Annotated in this window: 15 protein-coding genes; 11 read left to right on the forward strand and 4 right to left on the reverse strand. The window is 61.2% G+C overall.

Going from position 1 to position 17,140, the window contains the following annotated elements; translation table 11 throughout:
- The first annotated feature begins 129 nt into the window (after window positions 1-129).
- Together BFN67_RS10055 and BFN67_RS10060 are read left to right on the forward strand one after the other, a co-directional pair.
- The gene (locus BFN67_RS10055) at window positions 130-1,485 is read left to right on the forward strand and encodes a Ppx/GppA phosphatase family protein (RefSeq protein ID WP_192856789.1); all 1,356 of its coding nucleotides are present in this window, start codon (window positions 130-132) and stop codon (window positions 1,483-1,485) included.
- Entirely contained in the window at window positions 1,482-2,198 is a 717-nt protein-coding gene (locus tag BFN67_RS10060; RefSeq protein WP_080919535.1) for an RlmE family RNA methyltransferase, read from the forward strand. Before BFN67_RS10055 ends, BFN67_RS10060 begins: the two co-directional genes overlap by 4 nt.
- Before the next feature lie 18 nt (window positions 2,199-2,216).
- Here the strand turns inward: BFN67_RS10060 and BFN67_RS10065 are convergent, their stop codons facing one another.
- Complete coding sequence (locus tag BFN67_RS10065) at window positions 2,217-3,608, reverse strand: MFS transporter (RefSeq protein WP_080919536.1); 1,392 nt, start codon at window positions 3,606-3,608, stop codon at window positions 2,217-2,219.
- A 253-nt stretch (window positions 3,609-3,861) separates the two neighbouring features.
- Between BFN67_RS10065 and guaB the strand changes: the two genes are divergently transcribed.
- The 3 genes from guaB to BFN67_RS10080 all read left to right on the forward strand — a co-directional run bounded on the left by guaB (window position 3,862) and on the right by BFN67_RS10080 (window position 6,396).
- Window positions 3,862-5,364: an IMP dehydrogenase gene (gene guaB, locus BFN67_RS10070; RefSeq protein WP_080919537.1), complete on the forward strand. Its 1,503-nt coding sequence runs from the start codon at window positions 3,862-3,864 to the stop codon at window positions 5,362-5,364.
- An 85-nt stretch (window positions 5,365-5,449) separates the two neighbouring features.
- Window positions 5,450-5,980, forward strand: coding sequence for a hypothetical protein (locus BFN67_RS10075; protein WP_080919472.1), 531 nt, complete (start codon window positions 5,450-5,452; stop codon window positions 5,978-5,980).
- An 8-nt stretch (window positions 5,981-5,988) separates the two neighbouring features.
- Window positions 5,989-6,396 (forward strand): MAPEG family protein, encoded by a 408-nt coding sequence (locus tag BFN67_RS10080; protein ID WP_342587443.1) that lies wholly within the window; start codon window positions 5,989-5,991, stop codon window positions 6,394-6,396.
- A 12-nt stretch (window positions 6,397-6,408) separates the two neighbouring features.
- Here the strand turns inward: BFN67_RS10080 and rnd are convergent, their stop codons facing one another.
- Complete coding sequence (rnd, locus tag BFN67_RS10085) at window positions 6,409-7,560, reverse strand: ribonuclease D (RefSeq protein ID WP_080919538.1); 1,152 nt, start codon at window positions 7,558-7,560, stop codon at window positions 6,409-6,411.
- Window positions 7,561-7,752: 192 nt separating this feature from the next.
- Here rnd and aspS point away from each other — a divergent pair, with 192 nt between their 5' ends.
- Window positions 7,753-9,543 carry an aspartate--tRNA ligase gene (gene aspS, locus BFN67_RS10090; protein ID WP_080919474.1) on the forward strand — a complete coding sequence of 597 codons (1,791 nt, stop codon included), beginning with the start codon at window positions 7,753-7,755 and terminating at the stop codon, window positions 9,541-9,543.
- A 22-nt stretch (window positions 9,544-9,565) separates the two neighbouring features.
- Here aspS and hspQ read toward each other — a convergent pair whose 3' ends face one another.
- Both hspQ and BFN67_RS10100 read right to left on the reverse strand, forming a co-directional pair.
- The gene (gene hspQ, locus BFN67_RS10095) at window positions 9,566-9,889 is read right to left on the reverse strand and encodes a heat shock protein HspQ (RefSeq protein WP_080919539.1); all 324 of its coding nucleotides are present in this window, start codon (window positions 9,887-9,889) and stop codon (window positions 9,566-9,568) included.
- A gap of 175 nt (window positions 9,890-10,064) precedes the next feature.
- Window positions 10,065-11,267 (reverse strand): UbiH/UbiF family hydroxylase, encoded by a 1,203-nt coding sequence (locus tag BFN67_RS10100; protein ID WP_080919475.1) that lies wholly within the window; start codon window positions 11,265-11,267, stop codon window positions 10,065-10,067.
- 251 nt (window positions 11,268-11,518) lie between these two features.
- On the opposite strand from BFN67_RS10100, the gene pcsA reads away from it, so the two are divergent.
- The 5 genes from pcsA (at window position 11,519) to BFN67_RS10125 (ending at window position 17,115) form a co-directional block, all read left to right on the forward strand.
- The gene (pcsA, locus tag BFN67_RS10105) at window positions 11,519-12,328 is read left to right on the forward strand and encodes a phosphatidylcholine synthase (RefSeq protein WP_080919540.1); all 810 of its coding nucleotides are present in this window, start codon (window positions 11,519-11,521) and stop codon (window positions 12,326-12,328) included.
- 2 nt (window positions 12,329-12,330) lie between these two features.
- Window positions 12,331-13,308 (forward strand): quinone oxidoreductase family protein, encoded by a 978-nt coding sequence (locus tag BFN67_RS10110; protein ID WP_080919476.1) that lies wholly within the window; start codon window positions 12,331-12,333, stop codon window positions 13,306-13,308.
- Between the two features lie 200 nt (window positions 13,309-13,508).
- The gene (locus BFN67_RS10115; protein ID WP_080919477.1) at window positions 13,509-15,086 is read left to right on the forward strand and encodes an ABC transporter ATP-binding protein; all 1,578 of its coding nucleotides are present in this window, start codon (window positions 13,509-13,511) and stop codon (window positions 15,084-15,086) included.
- Window positions 15,083-16,195 carry an ABC transporter permease gene (locus BFN67_RS10120; RefSeq protein ID WP_080919478.1) on the forward strand — a complete coding sequence of 371 codons (1,113 nt, stop codon included), beginning with the start codon at window positions 15,083-15,085 and terminating at the stop codon, window positions 16,193-16,195. Before BFN67_RS10115 ends, BFN67_RS10120 begins: the two co-directional genes overlap by 4 nt.
- Entirely contained in the window at window positions 16,195-17,115 is a 921-nt protein-coding gene (locus tag BFN67_RS10125) for an ABC transporter permease (protein WP_080919479.1), read from the forward strand. Before BFN67_RS10120 ends, BFN67_RS10125 begins: the two co-directional genes overlap by 1 nt.
- Window positions 17,116-17,140 lie beyond the last annotated feature (25 nt).

A 17,140-nucleotide genomic window follows, 5' to 3' on the forward strand; every position in this document is an offset into this window, starting at 1 on the left:
GGCGGATAATGCGGAATGCTCGGCTTTGCTCTTGGTGATTGGACGCGTCGCTGCTAGATTTGTGGCAACGTAGAGACATGAGCGCATGCAGCGTCTGGCCAATCCGGTTCGCGCGGCGCCGGAAGGAAAATGACAGTGGAAGACCACGACACCGGCGCTGGAGCGTCGGAAGTGGGCATTTCCGCGGGAGATTCGTCGTCGCCCGGTGCGAGGCGCTCTCGGGGGCGGCGTGCGAAAAAGCGTGCGCCGGATTCGCTCACAGCCGTTCACTTTGGAGAAGAGCCCGGCGCCAAAGGCAAAAAGCGTCGCAAGCGCAAGCGCGGCCGAAAAGTCTTTGCACGAGATCAGCAGATTGCGGCTGTGACGGAGCAGCGCGCGGAGACACCAGGTAAAAAGCCATCTTGTGGAGACCACGCCGTCCCACGGCTTGTTTCGCCGCAATCCGGCGAACCCTCTGCATCGCCCCGGCGAACATTCTGGCGTGAGCAGCCGGTGTTTGCGGCGCTCGATCTTGGCACCAACAATTGCCGTCTGCTGGTGGCGATTCCGACGCGCTACGGCCAGTTCCGCGTCATAGATGCGTTTTCGCGCATTGTCCGGTTGGGTGAAGGGCTTTCGACCAGCGGTCGGCTCTCCGAGGCGGCCATGGATCGCGCTATCGGGGCGCTCAAGATCTGCGCCGACAAATTGCGTAACCGCAAGATCAGGCGCGCCCGTCTGATCGCCACCGAAGCCTGCCGCAGCGCCGCCAACGGTGCCGAGTTCATTGCGCGCGTTGAGCGTGAGGCAGGTCTGAAACTGGAGATCATCGATCGCCGCACCGAAGCGCGGCTGGCGGTATCCGGCTGCGGGCCGCTGGTCGAGCGGGATACCAAGGGCGTCGTCCTGTTCGACATTGGAGGCGGCTCCTCGGAGATCGCGCTCGTTGATCTCAGCCGACACCGCTCACCTCGTCTTGCGAACCATATCGTGTCCTGGACATCGCTGCCGGTCGGGGTCGTGACGCTGGCGGAACGGTTCGGCGGACGGACGGTGACGCGCGACGTCTTTCGCGCCATGGTGGACGACGTTGCGGTCCGCCTGCATGCGTTCGATGGCCGACATCGCTTGAGCCATGTTACGGCCAGCCCGCAGTTTCACCTTCTTGGTACCTCCGGCACCGTCACCACGCTTGCCGGCGTGCATCTCAATCTGGCGCGTTACGACAGGCGGCGCGTGGATGGGCTGTGGATGGATCGCGACAGCGTGGACCAGATGGTCGAAAAATTGCTCGGCTGGGATTTTCAGGAGCGTGTTGCCAATCCGTGTATCGGCGCGGATCGGGCCGACCTCGTGCTGGCAGGCTGCGCCATCCTCGAAGCCATTCGCGCCGTTTGGCCTTCGGAGCGCTTGCGCGTCGCCGATCGCGGATTGCGTGAAGGCATCTTGAGCGAATTGATGGCCGATGACGGCGCGTGGCGCAGCAATGGGCGAGGGCGCAGGTGAACAAAAAGCCGCAAAAGCCGGGATCCGGCGCCTCGCGCGTGCTGAAGACACGGGTGAAAAAGAAAAGCGGTTTGAAGGAATCGTCGCGGCGCTGGCTGCAACGGCACATGAACGATCCGTATGTGCAACGCTCGAAGGCTGAGGGCTATCGGTCGCGCGCTGCCTACAAACTGATCGAAATCGACGATCGCTACAAGCTTCTGAAGCCAGGCATGAAGGTGATCGACCTTGGCGCAGCCCCCGGCGGCTGGTGCCAGGTTGCGGCGACGCGCACCAAATCCGCGCCGGAGAGCCCGCATGTGGTGGGGATCGACTATCTCGGTATGGATGCCGTGCCCGGCGCGCTCGTACTGGAGATGGACTTTCTCGACGACGCCGCACCCGCGCGGTTGATCGAGGAACTCGGCGGGGAACCCGACATCGTGCTGTCCGATATGGCGGCACCGACCACCGGTCACCGCAGAACCGACCATATCCGCACCGAACATTTGTGCGAGGTTGCGGCGGATTTCGCGATTTCAGTGTTGAAGCCGGGCGGCCATTTCCTGTCGAAAACCTTCCAGGGCGGCACCGAGCATGCGGTGCTCGATCTGTTGAAGCGCAACTTCCGTTCCGTTCACCACGTCAAGCCGCCAGCCTCGCGCGACGAATCGGTGGAGCTTTATCTGCTGGCCAAGGACTTTAAGGGCAGGGTGGACGACGCCAGCGACTAGTTATTCGCGAAATGGTCCTTATGGTCTGCCCGCGCTGCGGCGATGGCCGGATACCGCGCCGCCCGCGTCCGCGGGCAGTTGCATGAAGAAGAGCGTGGAAATCGCGGATATGGCGGCCACGACGTAAAACGCGATGTGGAAATCGCCGAGTTGTAAAGGCTCGCGATGAATGAGGGTCAGGACTTCCAGCAGGCTCCCGGCGACCGCGACGCCAATCGCGACGGACAATTGCTGGACGACCGATGCAATCGGCGTTGCCTTGCTGGTATCGGTATTGGAAATCTCGGCATACGTCAGCGCATTGATGCCGGTGAAGAACATCGAGCGCAGGAAACCGCCGGCAAGCAGCATGGCGATAATGAGCACGTAGGGCGTCTGTGGTGTGAAGAATCCATTGATAGCTACCGTTGCGGCCGACACGAGCGAGCCGAAAACGAGAACTGACCGGAAGCCGGCCTTGCGGAAGATCCAGCTTGTGGCGAACTTCACGCCGATGGCGCCGATGGCCGATACGAAGGTGATGAGGCCGGACTCAAAAGGTGTCAACCCGAAGCCGATTTGCAGCATGAGTGGCAGAAGAAAGGGCACCGCGCCCGTGCCGATCCGGAACAGGCCGCCGCCCAATATCGAAATCCGGAACGTCCTGTCCTGGAAGAGAGACAGTTTCAGCAGCGGATTGGGCGCGCGCCGTGCATGAAGGAAATAAAGCGTGCCCGATAGCAGTCCGAGCAGCATTGTAACGATGCCGATGGCCGGCGGCAACGCCGGCAGGCTGACAACCGAAAGACCGAAGACCAGCCCGGACGCGGCCAGACCGCTGAGCACGAATCCTATTCCGTCCAGGCGTGCGGGCGGCGGCGATTCAATATCCGGCAGGTAGCGGGTCGCGAGCCAGATACCGATCATCCCGATCGGAATATTGATGAGAAAAATCCAGTGCCACGAGAAATAGGTGGTGATGAACCCGCCGACCGGCGGCCCCATCAGCGGCCCGACCAGTGCCGGAATGCTGAGCCATGCCATGGCTGAAACCAGTTGGTTTTTCGGCGTGGCCCTGACCAGTACGAGCCGCCCGACCGGCGTCATCATCGCGCCGCCCATGCCTTGCAGGAAGCGCGCGCCTACGAAAGCCGTCAGCGAGTTGGAAACCGCACAGGCGATCGAACCGACCATGAAGACGCCGATGGCGATGCGAAAGACGAGCTTGGCGCCAAACCGGTCGGCCATCCAGCCGCTGATTGGAATGAAGATCGCCAGCGACACGAGATAGGCGGTCAATGCCAGCTTGAGCGCGATCGGGCTTGTGTGAATGTCGGCGGCGATCGCCGGCAGCGATGTCGCGATCACCGTCGAGTCCATGTTCTCCATGAAGAGGGCGACCGCCAGAACCAGCGGGGTAATACGGTTCACGAAAACATCCGAAATTTGCATCCGCCGGCAACGACCGGCGGGGAGGCCGGGTATCATGCCACGGCGGCGCTGTCGCCTCCATTGCTCTCACAACATCGCGAGGCATGCCTACTTTGTACGATTGTCTATCCACGTCCCGCTTTCCATCGGCTGGGAGACGTGTTACCAGCCAGCGCCAATCCTGAAAGGGAAAGAGTCGAGTCGGCGCGAAGATCTTTGGTCTCAGCGCCTTTTACGCATTCCGAGGATGGCCATGGGAAAAATCATCGAAACCGCAACCGGCGCACTGGCGCTGACTTTCGACGACGTGCTGTTGCAGCCCGGCCATTCGGAGGTCATGCCTAACCAGACCGATGTCAGGACGCGTATCGCCGGCGATATCGAACTGAACGTGCCGATCCTTTCGGCGGCCATGGATACGGTGACTGAAGCGCGCCTCGCAATTGCTATGGCGCAAGCCGGCGGCATCGGTGTCATCCATCGCAATTTCACGCCGGCCGAGCAGGCCGAGCAGGTTCGGCAGGTCAAGAAATTCGAATCCGGTATGGTGGTGAACCCCGTCACCATCGGCCCCGATGCCACGCTGGCGGACGCGCTGGCGCTGATGAAAACCCATGGCATCTCCGGCATCCCGGTAGTCGAGGGCGGCGGAAAGGGCACCCAGAAGGCCGGCAGGCTGGTTGGCATCCTCACCAACCGCGATGTGCGCTTCGCGTCCGACCCCAACCAGCACGTCTATGAATTGATGACGCGCGAGAACCTGATCACCGTCAAGGAGACCGTCGATCAGGACGAAGCCAAGCGCCTGCTGCACAAACACCGCATCGAGAAGTTGCTTGTCGTTGACGGTAAGGGCAATTGTGTCGGCCTGATCACCGTCAAGGACATCGAGAAGTCGCAGCTCAATCCGCATGCCAGCAAGGATGCGCAAGGGCGCCTGCGCGCCGCCGCCGCCACCAGCGTTGGCGACGACGGATTCGAACGGGCCGAGCGGCTGATCGACGCCGGCATTGACCTGCTCGTCATCGACACCGCCCACGGCCATTCGCAGCGCGTTCTGGACGCCGTCACGCGGGCGAAAAAACTGTCCAATTCCGTGCGGATCCTGGCCGGCAATGTCGCGACAGCCGATGGCACGAAGGCCCTGATCGATGCCGGCGCCGATGCCGTCAAGGTCGGGATCGGGCCTGGGTCGATCTGCACCACGCGCATTGTCGCGGGCGTCGGCGTGCCGCAACTTTCAGCGATCATGGGCGCGGTCGAGACGGCCGACAAGGCCGGCATCTCGGTGATTGCCGACGGCGGCATCAAATTCTCCGGCGATCTCGCCAAGGCGCTTGCCGCCGGCGCCAGTGCGGCCATGATCGGTTCGCTGCTGGCGGGCACGGATGAAAGCCCCGGCGAAGTCTATCTGCATCAGGGCCGGTCTTTCAAAGCCTATCGCGGCATGGGGTCGGTCGGCGCCATGGCGCGCGGCTCGGCCGATCGGTATTTCCAGGCGGAAGTCCGCGATACATTGAAGCTGGTTCCCGAAGGCATCGAAGGGCAGGTGCCTTATAAGGGACCGGTTTCTGGCGTATTGCACCAGCTCGCCGGCGGTCTTAAAGCAGCGATGGGATATGTCGGCGCGCGTGACCTTGCAGACTTTCGTCAGCGCGCTACCTTCGTTCGGATTTCGAACGCAGGACTTCGTGAAAGCCACGCCCATGATGTCACGATTACCCGCGAAAGCCCGAACTACCCCGGCGCGATCTGACAGGGCAGGGTTCTTCGCGGACCTGGTCGACGCCGCCGCTCAGTTGCATCGCCATGCCGCCGCACTCGTAACCGTGTCGGCGGGGATGCTGATCGTCATCATATTGCTGGAATTCTTCTATTTCCGGCGATTGAGCGGCGGACTCGCGTCGCTCGACATGCGGGTTTTCGGCTTCACGCCGGATGAAGGCATGGCCTGGCTGACGGCTCTGGGGCGCCGCGGCAGCGAGATCGTGATTGTCTGGCACTATCTGACATTCGCCCTCGTTTTTCCGGCACTGTTTTCGCTGACCCTGATCGCTCTGTTTCTTTCTGCCGGGCAGCGCCTGCCGCGTTTTGCGGCATTGTCAAATTCGGTGCGAGTCGGTTTCGCGTTGGCCCTCGTGCTGCCCTTTACGCTGGCGGACTACGTGCAGAATTTCGCCGTTGTCCGGCTTCTGTCTGATTTTCTTTCCGCCAATCCCGATTCGCTCGGCCTGGCCTCGGCGTTGATCGTCACCAAATTCGCACTTGGTTTGATCCCGCTTGCGGTTATCGTGGCCTTCTATCTGGCCGGCGAAAGGCACAAACGTGCCGGCTTGCCCGGTAATGAAGACGAGCAGGGACGCAGCCAGTGAGTCAAACAATGATCTTCTGGCCGATTCTGGCGCACATGCTTCTGGTGTACGTTCTCTATATGGTTCTTGGCTGGTGCCGCTGGCGCGCTGTGGCAAGCGGCGAAGCGACTTCGAACCAATACAAGACCCGTACACAGGAACCAGCGCGCAGCGTCGCCGTCTCCAATAACCTGATGAACCAATACGAACTGCCGGTACTGTTCTATGTGCTTTGCCTCGGCCTGTTCGTTACCAACGGCGTTTCCTACGTCGCTCTCATATTGGCATGGCTGTTCGTTGCTTCACGCTGCCTGCACAGCTACGTGCACGTCGCCTGGAACGATATCCGCTATCGTGGCCGCTCTTTCGGAATCGGCTTCCTATTGGTAATCGCGATGGCAGTTCTGCTGGCGCTGCATTTGCTCGGCGCCGGCTGATCGAAAGAGGCATCAAAGCTCAAAAACAGCGATCCTGCGCTTGTCGAACTTGATGCCGATCTCGCCACGCACCAGCCGGAGTGCCTTATCGCCAAACACCGCACGCCGCCAGCCCTGCATCGCCGGAACGTCGGCCTTTTCGCCCTCGGCAGCGATGTGCTCGATGTCGTCGGACGATGCCAATACCTTCGTTGCCACACCTTCCTTCTCGGCGACGATCCGCAGCAACACTTTCAGGATCTCGGCGGCCGCTCCGGTGCCCTCCGGTGGTTGGAATGACTTTGGCAGTTTGGGTAGTTCGTCCTTTGGTACGGCGAGCGCCGTATTGACCACGTCAAGCAGCGACTCCGCGCCTGACGACCGCTCCCAACCTTTCGGTATCGTCCGCAACCGGGCAAGCGCGGCAGCGTCGCGCGGCGCCTGCTGGGCAATCTCGTAGATGGCGTCGTCCTTGATTATACGGCCGCGCGGCACGTCGCGGACCCGTGCCTCCCGCTCCCGCCATGCCGCGACAGCCTGTAGGATGGCCAGTTCCAGCGGCTTGCGCACACGCATCTTGAGCCGCTTCCAGGCATCTTCCAGCGGTGGATCATAGGTCGTCCGGGAGGTCAGAACTTCCATCTCTTCATTCAGCCAATGCGCGCGGTTCTCCCGCTCGAGTTCGGCTGTCAGATGCTGATAGACCTCGATGAGGTGAGTAACGTCGGCCAGCGCATATTGAAGCTGCTTTTCCGACAGTGGCCGTTGACGCCAGTCGGTGAAACGCGAGGATTTGTCCAGCCGTGTGCCGGTGATCTTCTGCACGATCTGATCGTAGGAAACGCTGTCGCCGAAGCCGCAGACCATCGCCGCGACCTGGGTGTCGAAAACCGGGTGCGGCACCAGATCGCCGAGATGAACGATGATCTCGATGTCCTGCCTGGCGGCATGAAAGACCTTGACCACCTTCTCGTTCGCCATAAGGCGGAAGAACGGCTTGAGGTCGAGCCCTGGCGCCAAAGGGTCGATCAACGCCGTGGTTCCGGGCGCCGCCATCTGGATCAGGCACAGGATCGGCCAGAACGTGGTCTCGCGGATGAATTCGGTATCGACGGTGACGAAGTCGGACGCCTCGAAGGCCGCTATGGCGGTTTCAAGTTCATCCTGTGTGGTAATGACGTGCATCAATTGCATTTGATCCTGAAATGGTCCCTTTTCTTTTCAGCCGGCAGCATGTTCGTCAAGCCACGGTGCCGCACCAACCGGTTCAACGGCCGGTTTACCTTGACAAATCGGGGCTCTCATGCGCTTTTCCGGCCAATTTTACGAGCCGGTTCCCATTCCGGCTTTTGACAAACCCTGACCGGATTTTTCGATATGCATCGCTATCGCAGCCATTCCTGCGCTCAATTGAGAAAGGCCGATGTCGGCCAGACAGTTCGCCTTTCGGGCTGGGTGAATCGCGTCCGCGATCATGGCGGCCTGCTGTTCATCGACCTGCGCGATCATTATGGCCTGACCCAGATCGTGGCCGACCCGGATTCGCCTGCTTTCAAAGTGGCTGAGACGGTGCGCGGCGAGTGGGTGATTCGCGTCGATGGCGAGGTCAAGGCGCGTACAGCCGAAACGATCAACGCAAATCTACCGACCGGCGAGGTAGAGGTTTTCGCAAACGGGATCGAAGTGCTTTCGGCGGCCAATGAGTTGCCTTTGCCGGTGTTCGGCGAGCCGGATTATCCCGAAGACATCCGCCTGAAATACCGCTTTCTCGATCTGCGCCGTGAAACGCTGCACAGAAACATCGTCCAGCGCACCCGCATCATCGCCGAGATGCGCAAGCGCATGGAAGGCTCCGGATTCACTGAATTCTCGACGCCGATCCTCACCGCGTCGTCGCCGGAAGGTGCGCGTGATTTCCTGGTGCCGTCGCGTATTCATCCAGGCACCTTCTACGCGCTGCCACAGGCGCCGCAGCAGTACAAGCAGCTTATCATGGTGTCGGGCTTCGATCGCTATTTCCAGATCGCGCCCTGTTTCCGTGACGAAGACCCGCGCGCCGACCGTCTGCCGGGCGAATTCTACCAACTCGACCTCGAAATGAGCTTCGTCGAGCAGGATGACGTGCTTGCCACCATGGAACCGGTGATGCGCGGCGTGTTCGAGACCTTTGCCGAAGGCAAGCCGGTAACGCAGAATTTCCGCCGTATCCCCTACGACGAGGCGATGCGCAAATATGGCTCGGACAAGCCGGACCTGCGCAACCCCATCGAGATGCAGGCCGTTTCGGATCATTTTCGCGACTCAGGGTTCAAGGTGTTCGCCAATATTCTGGCCAACGACGCGCAAGCGGAGGTGTGGGCAATCCCGGCGAAAACCGGTGGTTCGCGCGCTTTTTGCGACCGCATGAATTCATGGGCGCAGGGCGAGGGACAGCCCGGCCTCGGCTATATCTTCTGGCGCAAGGAAGGCGAGAAGATCGAAGGTGCCGGCCCGCTGGCAAAAAACATCGGCGAGGAGCGCACCGAAGCGATCCGCCAGCAGCTTGGCCTTGCCGAAGGGGATGCCGCCTTCTTCGTCGCGGGCGACCCGAAAAAGTTCGCCACCTTTGCCGGCGCGGCGCGGACGCGCGCCGGCGAGGAGTTGAACCTTGTCGATCGCGCCCGGTTCGAACTGTGCTGGATTGTCGATTTTCCGTTCTACGAGTGGAACGAAGACGAAAAGAAGATCGATTTCGGCCACAATCCGTTTTCCATGCCGCAGGGCGGAATAGAGGCGCTGAACGGGCAGGATCCGCTGACCATCAAGGCCTTCCAGTACGACATGGTCTGTAATGGCTTCGAGATCGCATCCGGCGGTATCCGCAATCATCTGCCGGAAACCATGGTCAAGGCTTTCGAGATCGTCGGACTGGATCGCGCGACGGTGGAGGAGCGCTTTGGCGGCCTCTATCGCGCCTTCCAGTATGGCGCGCCGCCGCATGGTGGCATGGCGGCCGGCGTCGACCGGGTCGTGATGCTGCTTCTCGGGGCGAAGAACCTGCGCGAGATCACCATGTTCCCGATGAATCAGCAGGCGTATGATTTGCTGATGAATGCTCCGTCAGAAGCGACGCCGCAACAGCTTCGCGAACTTTCCTTGCGCGTCGTCGCGCCGAAAAAGGAAGGCTGACGACGAGACTGGCGATCAGCCTTCAGTGCCGAAGCTGGTGCTTCGGCGTGTAGCTGCCGTCAGGCATCTTTTCGAACATGTCGCGGATATGTGGGTGGCGGACTGGCTCGGCTGAATCGTCCTCCAGAAGATTTTGCTCCGAGACATAGGCGATATATTCCGTATCCGAATTTTCAGCGAGCAGATGGTAGAAGGGCTGGTCCTTGCTCGGTCGGACCTCGGCGGGGATCGACTCGTACCATTCCTCGGTGTTGGCGAATTGCGGGTCGACATCGAAGATGACGCCGCGGAATTGAAACAGCCTGTGGCGAACCACCTGTCCGATCGAAAATTTGGCTGTCTTCATCATACTCACCACTTCAAACTCTTGAGTCTATTTGGCGCAGAGCGCGCAGCAATTCAATCCCGTGTGCTGACGGGCCAGCATTGGGGGTGATGGAAATGGTCGTTGGGCCGCGTGCCAAACCCACACTTGCCCGTTGGCGTTGCGTGCCGCCGCAGCGCCGGCATAACGGCGCGGCCTATCTCCGGAGACCCCCGGCAATTGCAGAGAAACCGCTCCCTGGCCGCAGGCCTTCGCGCATGAAGAACGCACGCAGCGGCGCGAAGCCGCCGAGCAGGTTGAGCCCGGCGCTGCGGGCCAGCTGCGCCGGCAGCAGGTTTGAAAGCAGGGCCATATTCAAGAGGTTGACGGCGCTGCTGCGAGCCAGGATATCCGGCCGCCGTTTCATATCATAGGCAGCAAGGGCTTTCGCGCCACCCGGATCAGAGCGGTTAATGCACGCAATTCCAATGAGATCGTCCGCATCCCTGATGCCGAGGTTGAGGCCTTGCGCGCCGATCGGCGGAAATACATGCGCGGCTTCGCCCACCAACGCGACTCGATTGTTGGCGAAGCGCCAGGGGGTGGCCGCCGAAAGCGGATAGACCTGTCTGCCAGACTCGACATCGACCCGCCCCAGCATCGACTGCATGCGGGTCTCGACACGTCGCGACAGGTTTTCATCATCAAGTACGGCAAGTTCCTCGGCGGTTTCGGGATGAACCACCCAAACCAGACTGGAGCGGTAGCCGCCGGGCAGCGGGACCTGCGTGCAGGGGCCTGTTTCCGTATGGAACTCCGTTGAGGTAAAGGCATGATCGAGACGATGGCCGAAATTCAGCACCAGTGCCGCCTGCGGGTAGGCGCGGCTGAAGATACGAATGCCCGCAGCCTCGCGCGCCGGAGAACCCCGGCCGTCGGCGGCCACGGCAAGCGATGCCTCCGCCTTGCTGCCGTCCTCCAGATGCGCGACGGCCCGGTCCGCGTCCAGTGTCCAACGCGCAACCAGTGATTTGCGCCACTCGATGCCGGGGCACGCTGCAACCGTCTGTACCAGCACGCGTATCAGCACGCTGTTGGGCATATTGAGGCCGAACTGTTCCTCATCGATCTCGGCGGCGCGGAATGTCACGGCTGGGCTGCGGATAAGCCTTTTCGAGCCGTCCACGATCCGCATTGCCTTGATGGGCGCCGTTTGGGATGCAAGGGCGTCCAGCAGGCCAAGTTTCTCCAGCACGCTCAATGCAGGATTCATCAAAGCCGTGGTGCGCCTATCGCCGCCATCGGGCTCCAGGCCGACGAGTGTGACCTGAAAACCGGCGGCGGCAAAGCCGAGCGCCGAAACAAGCCCGGCCGGACCAGTTCCCGCAACAAGGATGGAAGCGCCTGTTCTATCGTCCACAATCGGCTCCGGTTGAAAGCGATCTATGCCTTGGCATATAGGGCAGGGTGCGCCATAGGATCAACCGAGGGCGGAGGGTGAGGCTGCGGCATAGTGCTTGTATTGGTGCTGATGCTGCGCTTACTGTCGTCGGAAAGGGGACGCTTCATGACCGCTCGATGGTCGGCCGCAATCGGCCGGACACTGCAAGCGTGGCCAGTGCCCGCGCCTGCCTTGCCGAAGCGCCCTGCATGGAAAGGTTGGCTCCTACGATGAAGAAGGCGGCGACGGCCAAGAAGAAGATCGCGGATCGTATTCCACGCCCGAAGAAGAAGGTGACCTGGCCGCAAGCGAGAGCCTTTTCGGTTCATTTGCTCACGGCCTCCGGCTCTTTCCTCGCTTTCCTGTCGCTGGTCGCGGCCAGCGAGGAACGTTGGACGGCGATGTTCTGGTGGCTGGGACTGGCGCTGTTCGTCGATGGCATAGACGGGCCGATCGCCCGCAAGCTCGACGTCAAGGAAGTCCTGCCGACATGGTCGGGCGAAATGCTCGACAACATCATCGACTATGTGACCTATGTGCTGATCCCGGCCTTCGCGCTTTACCAGCGCGGTTTCATGGGTGAAGGGCTGTCATTTCTGTCGGCGGCAATCATCGTGGTGTCGAGCGCGATCTATTATGCCGATACCGGCATGAAGACGAAGGAGAACTTCTTCAAGGGATTCCCGGTCGTGTGGAACATGATCGTCTTCACCCTGTTTGTCATCGAGCCCGGCCAATGGCTTTCATTCGGTGTCGTGGTCGTGGCAGGTATCCTGACCTTCCTGCCGATCAATTTTCTCCATCCTGTCAGGGTGGCGCGGCTGCGCCCGATCAATCTGACGGTGACGCTGCTCTGGTGCGCCTTCGGGGCTTTGGCGCTGGCGCAGTCGGCGCTGGCGCAGTTCTATGACCAGATCGGCGTGATAGGCGACCAGGTCGGCGTATTCGCCAAGATCGGCATTATCGCCACCGGTATCTATCTGTTCTGCATCGGCGGTGTGATGCAGTTCTTCCCCAATCTCGGCTTGAAGAGAGGCTGACAATGTCTAAAGCGATCCGTGTTCACGCCCATGGCGGCCCGGAAGTCCTGACTTATGAAGATGCAGATCCCGGTCGTCCCGGTCCGGGGCAGGTGTTGGTCAGGCACACGGCAATCGGGCTCAATTTCATCGACGTGTATTTCCGTACCGGGCTTTATCCCGCCCCCAATGGCTTTCCGTTGGTTCCGGGTGGCGAGGCCGCTGGTGTCGTGATGGAACTTGGCGAGGGTGTTGCCGATCTGAAGCCCGGCGACCGTGTCGCTTACGCCGTTGGCACGGGCGCCTATGCCGAGCAGCGGGTGATCGCGGCCGACCGGCTGGTCAAGGTGCCGGAAGGGGTGAGCGACGAGCAGGCGGCTGCCATGATGCTGAAGGGCATGACCGCCGAATATCTGCTGCGCCGCACCTTTCAGGTGACGGCGGGCGATACGATCCTCTTTCATGCCGCCGCCGGCGGCGTCGGTTTGATCGCCGGCCAATGGGCAAAGCATCTGGGCGCGACCGTCATCGGTACGGCCGGCTCCGCCGACAAGGTCGCGCTCGCCAAGGCGCACGGTTACGACCATGTCATCAACTATCGCGAAAAAGATTTCGTCGCCGAGGTGGCCACGATCACCGGCGGCAGAAAGTGCGCGGTGGTGTACGATTCGGTTGGCAAGGATACCTTTGAAGGCTCGCTTGATTGCCTGAAGCCGCGCGGTCTGCTGGCGCTTTTCGGACAGTCGTCCGGCCCGGTCCCGCTGTTCAATCTCGGCGTCCTTGCGCAAAAGGGCTCGCTTTACGTCACCCGGCCCTCCCTGTTCGTTTACGTCGCCAGCCGCGACGATCTGGAGGCTTCGGCCAATGCTCTGTTCGACGTGGTGAAGAAGGGCATCGTGGATATCAAGATCAACCAGCGTTACGCGTTGAAGGACGCAGCAAAGGCACATGCCGATCTCGAAGGGCGCAGGACCAGTGGCACCACGATCCTCGTGCCTTGATTGACGGCAGTTGGATAAAAAATGTCGAACTTTCTCACAACACCTTGAATTCGCTGGAATTCCTTGGCGGTTCCGTGCTTTAGTCTGGTATGGGGTTTCCACTGGAATTCTTGAAGCAGTTTCAACGAGGCGGCAGCTTTGCCTGAAAGGCGGGCAACGCCTACGATGCCTTCGGGAACATAGAATATGTCCGGCAACGGATGGGAGGTAACGTGGCGGCGCAACATGATGCCGTGCCCCTTCTTGGCGTCAGGGGGCTCACCAAGATATTCGGCTCGCTGACGGCCTGCGACCATATCGACCTGACCATCGCCAAGGGTGAGGTCCATGCGTTGCTGGGCGAGAATGGCGCGGGCAAGTCCACTCTGGTCAAGATGCTGTTCGGTTCGCTCGAACCACATTCGGGCGACATTTTATGGAACGGCGAGCCGGTCCGCATCACCAGCCCCGGCGTCGCCAAGACGCTCGGCATCGGCATGGTCTTCCAGCATTTTTCGCTGTTCGAGGCCCTGACGGCTGCCGAGAACATCGCTTTGTCGTTGGATGACGGCTCGCCGATCAGCACCATTGCCGCCAAGGCGAGGGCGCTTTCCTACAGTTACGGCCTGCCGCTCGATCCTGACTCCCTGGTCGGCGACCTTTCGGTCGGCGAGCGCCAGCGCATCGAGATCATCCGCTGCCTTTTGCAGACCCCACAACTCATCATTCTCGACGAACCGACTTCCGTGCTCACGCCACAGGAGGCGAACCGGTTGTTCGAGACGCTGGAGCGCCTGCGCAGCGAAGGCAAGTCGATCCTTTATATCTCGCACCGATTGGAAGAGGTAAAGCGGCTGTGCGATCGCGCTACGGTGCTCAGGCACGGCAAGGTGGTCGGCCATTGCAACCCGCGCGAGGAGACTGCCTCATCGCTGGCGCGCATGATGGTTGGCAACGAGGTCAAGGCAGTGGTGCGCGAACCCGCCGAGGGCGTTGAGACGGCGGCGGTCCTGCTCGAAATCCGCAAACTCAGCCGCAAGCCAGCGACGCCGTTTTCCGTACCGCTCAAGGACATCGATCTGGACGTGCGCGCCGGCGAAGTGATCGGCATCGCCGGTGTGGCAGGCAACGGCCAGGGCGAATTTTTTGAAGCGATTTCAGGCGAGGTGCAGCAACCCGATGCCGCTTCCGTGCGCATTCGTGGCAAGGACGCCGGAAAGCTGTCCATCACCGGGCGTCGCTTGCTGGGCGCCGCCTTCGTGCCGGAGGAACGGCTCGGCCATGGCGCCGCACCCGGCATGAAACTTTCCGAAAACCTGCTTCTGTCGCGCCATGCGACCGATGCCAGGAGCTTTCTTGGCTCGGGCGGCACGATCAAGTCGGCCGTCATTTCCGGTGCTGCCCAGCGCATCATTCAGGCTATGGATGTGCGCAAGAGCGCGCCGGACCCCGAAGCAGCCTCGCTTTCAGGCGGCAATCTGCAAAAATTCATCGTCGGGCGCGAACTCGATCGCAAACCGACGGTGATGGTGGTCAACCAGCCCACATGGGGTGTCGACGCCGGTGCCGCCGCCCATATCCGGCAGGCGTTGATCGAACTGGCCCGCAGTGGCTCGGCCGTTCTGGTCATCAGCCAGGATCTCGACGAATTGTTTGAAATTTCCGATGCCATCGCCGTCATGCATCACGGTCAACTGTCGAAGCCCCTGCCGATCGCAGAGGCCGATTTCGAGACGATCGGCCTCTTGATGGGTGGTGCGGAGCCGGGTCGCACGGAACACCCGCTGGAGCCAGCCTGATGCGCCTTGAACTCATCAAGCGGCCACAGCGTTCGGCGCTCTTCTCGATCCTGTCGCCATTTATCGCATTCGTGCTGACGTTGGTCGCGGGGTCGATCATGTTCGCCCTGCTCGGTGTCAACCCCGTGAGTGCGCTGCACGCCTATTTCGTCGAGCCACTCAGTCAGGTGTGGCAATTGCACGAACTCGCAATCAAGGCTGCACCCTTGATCCTCATCGCCGTCGGCCTTTCGGTTTGCTACCGCGCCAACATCTGGAACATCGGCGCCGAAGGGCAATTCATCATGGGCGGGATCGTCGGTTCCATCCTGCCGGTGACGTATCCTGAATTCCAGAACGCATTCGTGCTGCCGCTGATGCTGCTGATGGGCATGGTTGGTGGCGCTGCCTATGCGGCGATCCCGGCCTTTCTGAAAGCCCGCTTCAACACCAACGAAATCCTGACCAGCCTGATGCTGGTCTATGTCGCGCAGCTTCTCCTGGACTGGATCGTACGCGGCCCATGGCGCGACCCGAAGGGTTTCAACTTCCCGCAAACCGTTCAGTTTTCCGATGCCGCCACATTGCCGGAACTCTGGCCCCAATCCGGCCGCGCCAATTGGGGCTTCGTGTTCGCGCTGGTCGCGGCCGTACTGGTGTGGCTGATGATGAGCCGTATGCTAAAGGGTTTTGAGGTCCGGGTTCTTGGCTCCAGTCCGCGGGCAGGGCGTTTTGCCGGCTTCAGCGTCGGCCGCATGGTGTTCTTCGCCTTCATGCTGTCCGGCGCACTGGCGGGCCTTGCCGGCATCTCGGAAGTGTCGGGCGCCATCAACCAGTTGCTGCCTTCGATCTCGCCCGGCTATGGCTTTACCGCCATTATCGTCGCCTTCCTCGGCCGTTTGAACCCGCTCGGCATTGTCGCCGCGGGCCTTGTCCTCGGCCTGACCTATCTGGGTGGCGAATCCGCGCAGGCGGCGCTCGGCCTTTCCGACAAGGTGGCGCGCGTGTTCCAGGGCATGCTGCTGTTCTTCGTGCTCGGCTGCGACACGCTGATCCATTACCGTATCCGGCTGGTCGGCATGACCACGCCCAAGCTGGAACCGGCATCCAAGCTCGAGGAGGTGCATTGATGGATATCACCATCGCCATTCTTCTCACGATTGCCACCGCCGCCACGCCGCTTCTGATTGCCGCCATCGGCGAATTGGTGGTGGAACGTTCCGGCGTGCTGAATCTCGGCGTCGAAGGCATGATGATCATGGGCGCGGTGGGCGGCTTCGGTGCCGGCTATCTGACAGGCTCGGCGTGGCTCGGCCTACTTGCCGCTATTGCCATAGGGGCATTGTTTTCGCTGTTGTTCGCCGTGATGACGCTCTCATTGGCGACCAATCAAGTCGCCACCGGCCTGTCGCTGACGCTGCTTGGCCTCGGATTTTCGGGCATGATGGGAACAGGATTCGTCGGCCTGCCTGGCCAACGGCTCCCCGATCTTTACATTCCGGGTCTGACCACCCTGCCGGTGGTCGGCGAATTCCTGTTCGGACAGGATCCCATCTTCTACATTTCCATCGCGCTCACCGCAGGCGTGGCGTGGTTCCTGTTCAAAACGCGCGCGGGCCTCACCCTGCGCTCCATTGGCGACAGCCATGGCTCGGCCCATGCGCTCGGCATCAACGTCATTCGCTATCGCTATATGGCGGTGATCTTCGGCGGTGCCTGCGCTGGCCTTGCCGGAGGGCAATTGTCGCTGGTCTATACGCCACAATGGGTCGAGAACATGAGCGCCGGTCGCGGTTGGATCGCTCTGGCGCTGGTCGTGTTCGCCTCGTGGCGGCCGTGGCGTGTGCTGGTGGGCGCTTATATTTTCGGCGCGGTCTGGATCGGCCAACTCCATGCACAGGCTTTCGGCATTCCCGTGCCGCCGCAGATTCTTTCTTCGCTGCCCTATCTGGCAACCATCGTGGTTCTTGTTCTAATCTCGCGTAACAAGCGCCTGACCATGATGAACACACCCGCTTCGCTGGGACAGCCATTCGTGCCAGATCGCTGATAACGACGGAACACTCAGGTCAACA

It is taken from the genome of Manganibacter manganicus, from assembly GCF_002075885.1.
Classification (GTDB): Bacteria; Pseudomonadota; Alphaproteobacteria; order Rhizobiales; family Rhizobiaceae; genus Mesorhizobium; species Mesorhizobium manganicum.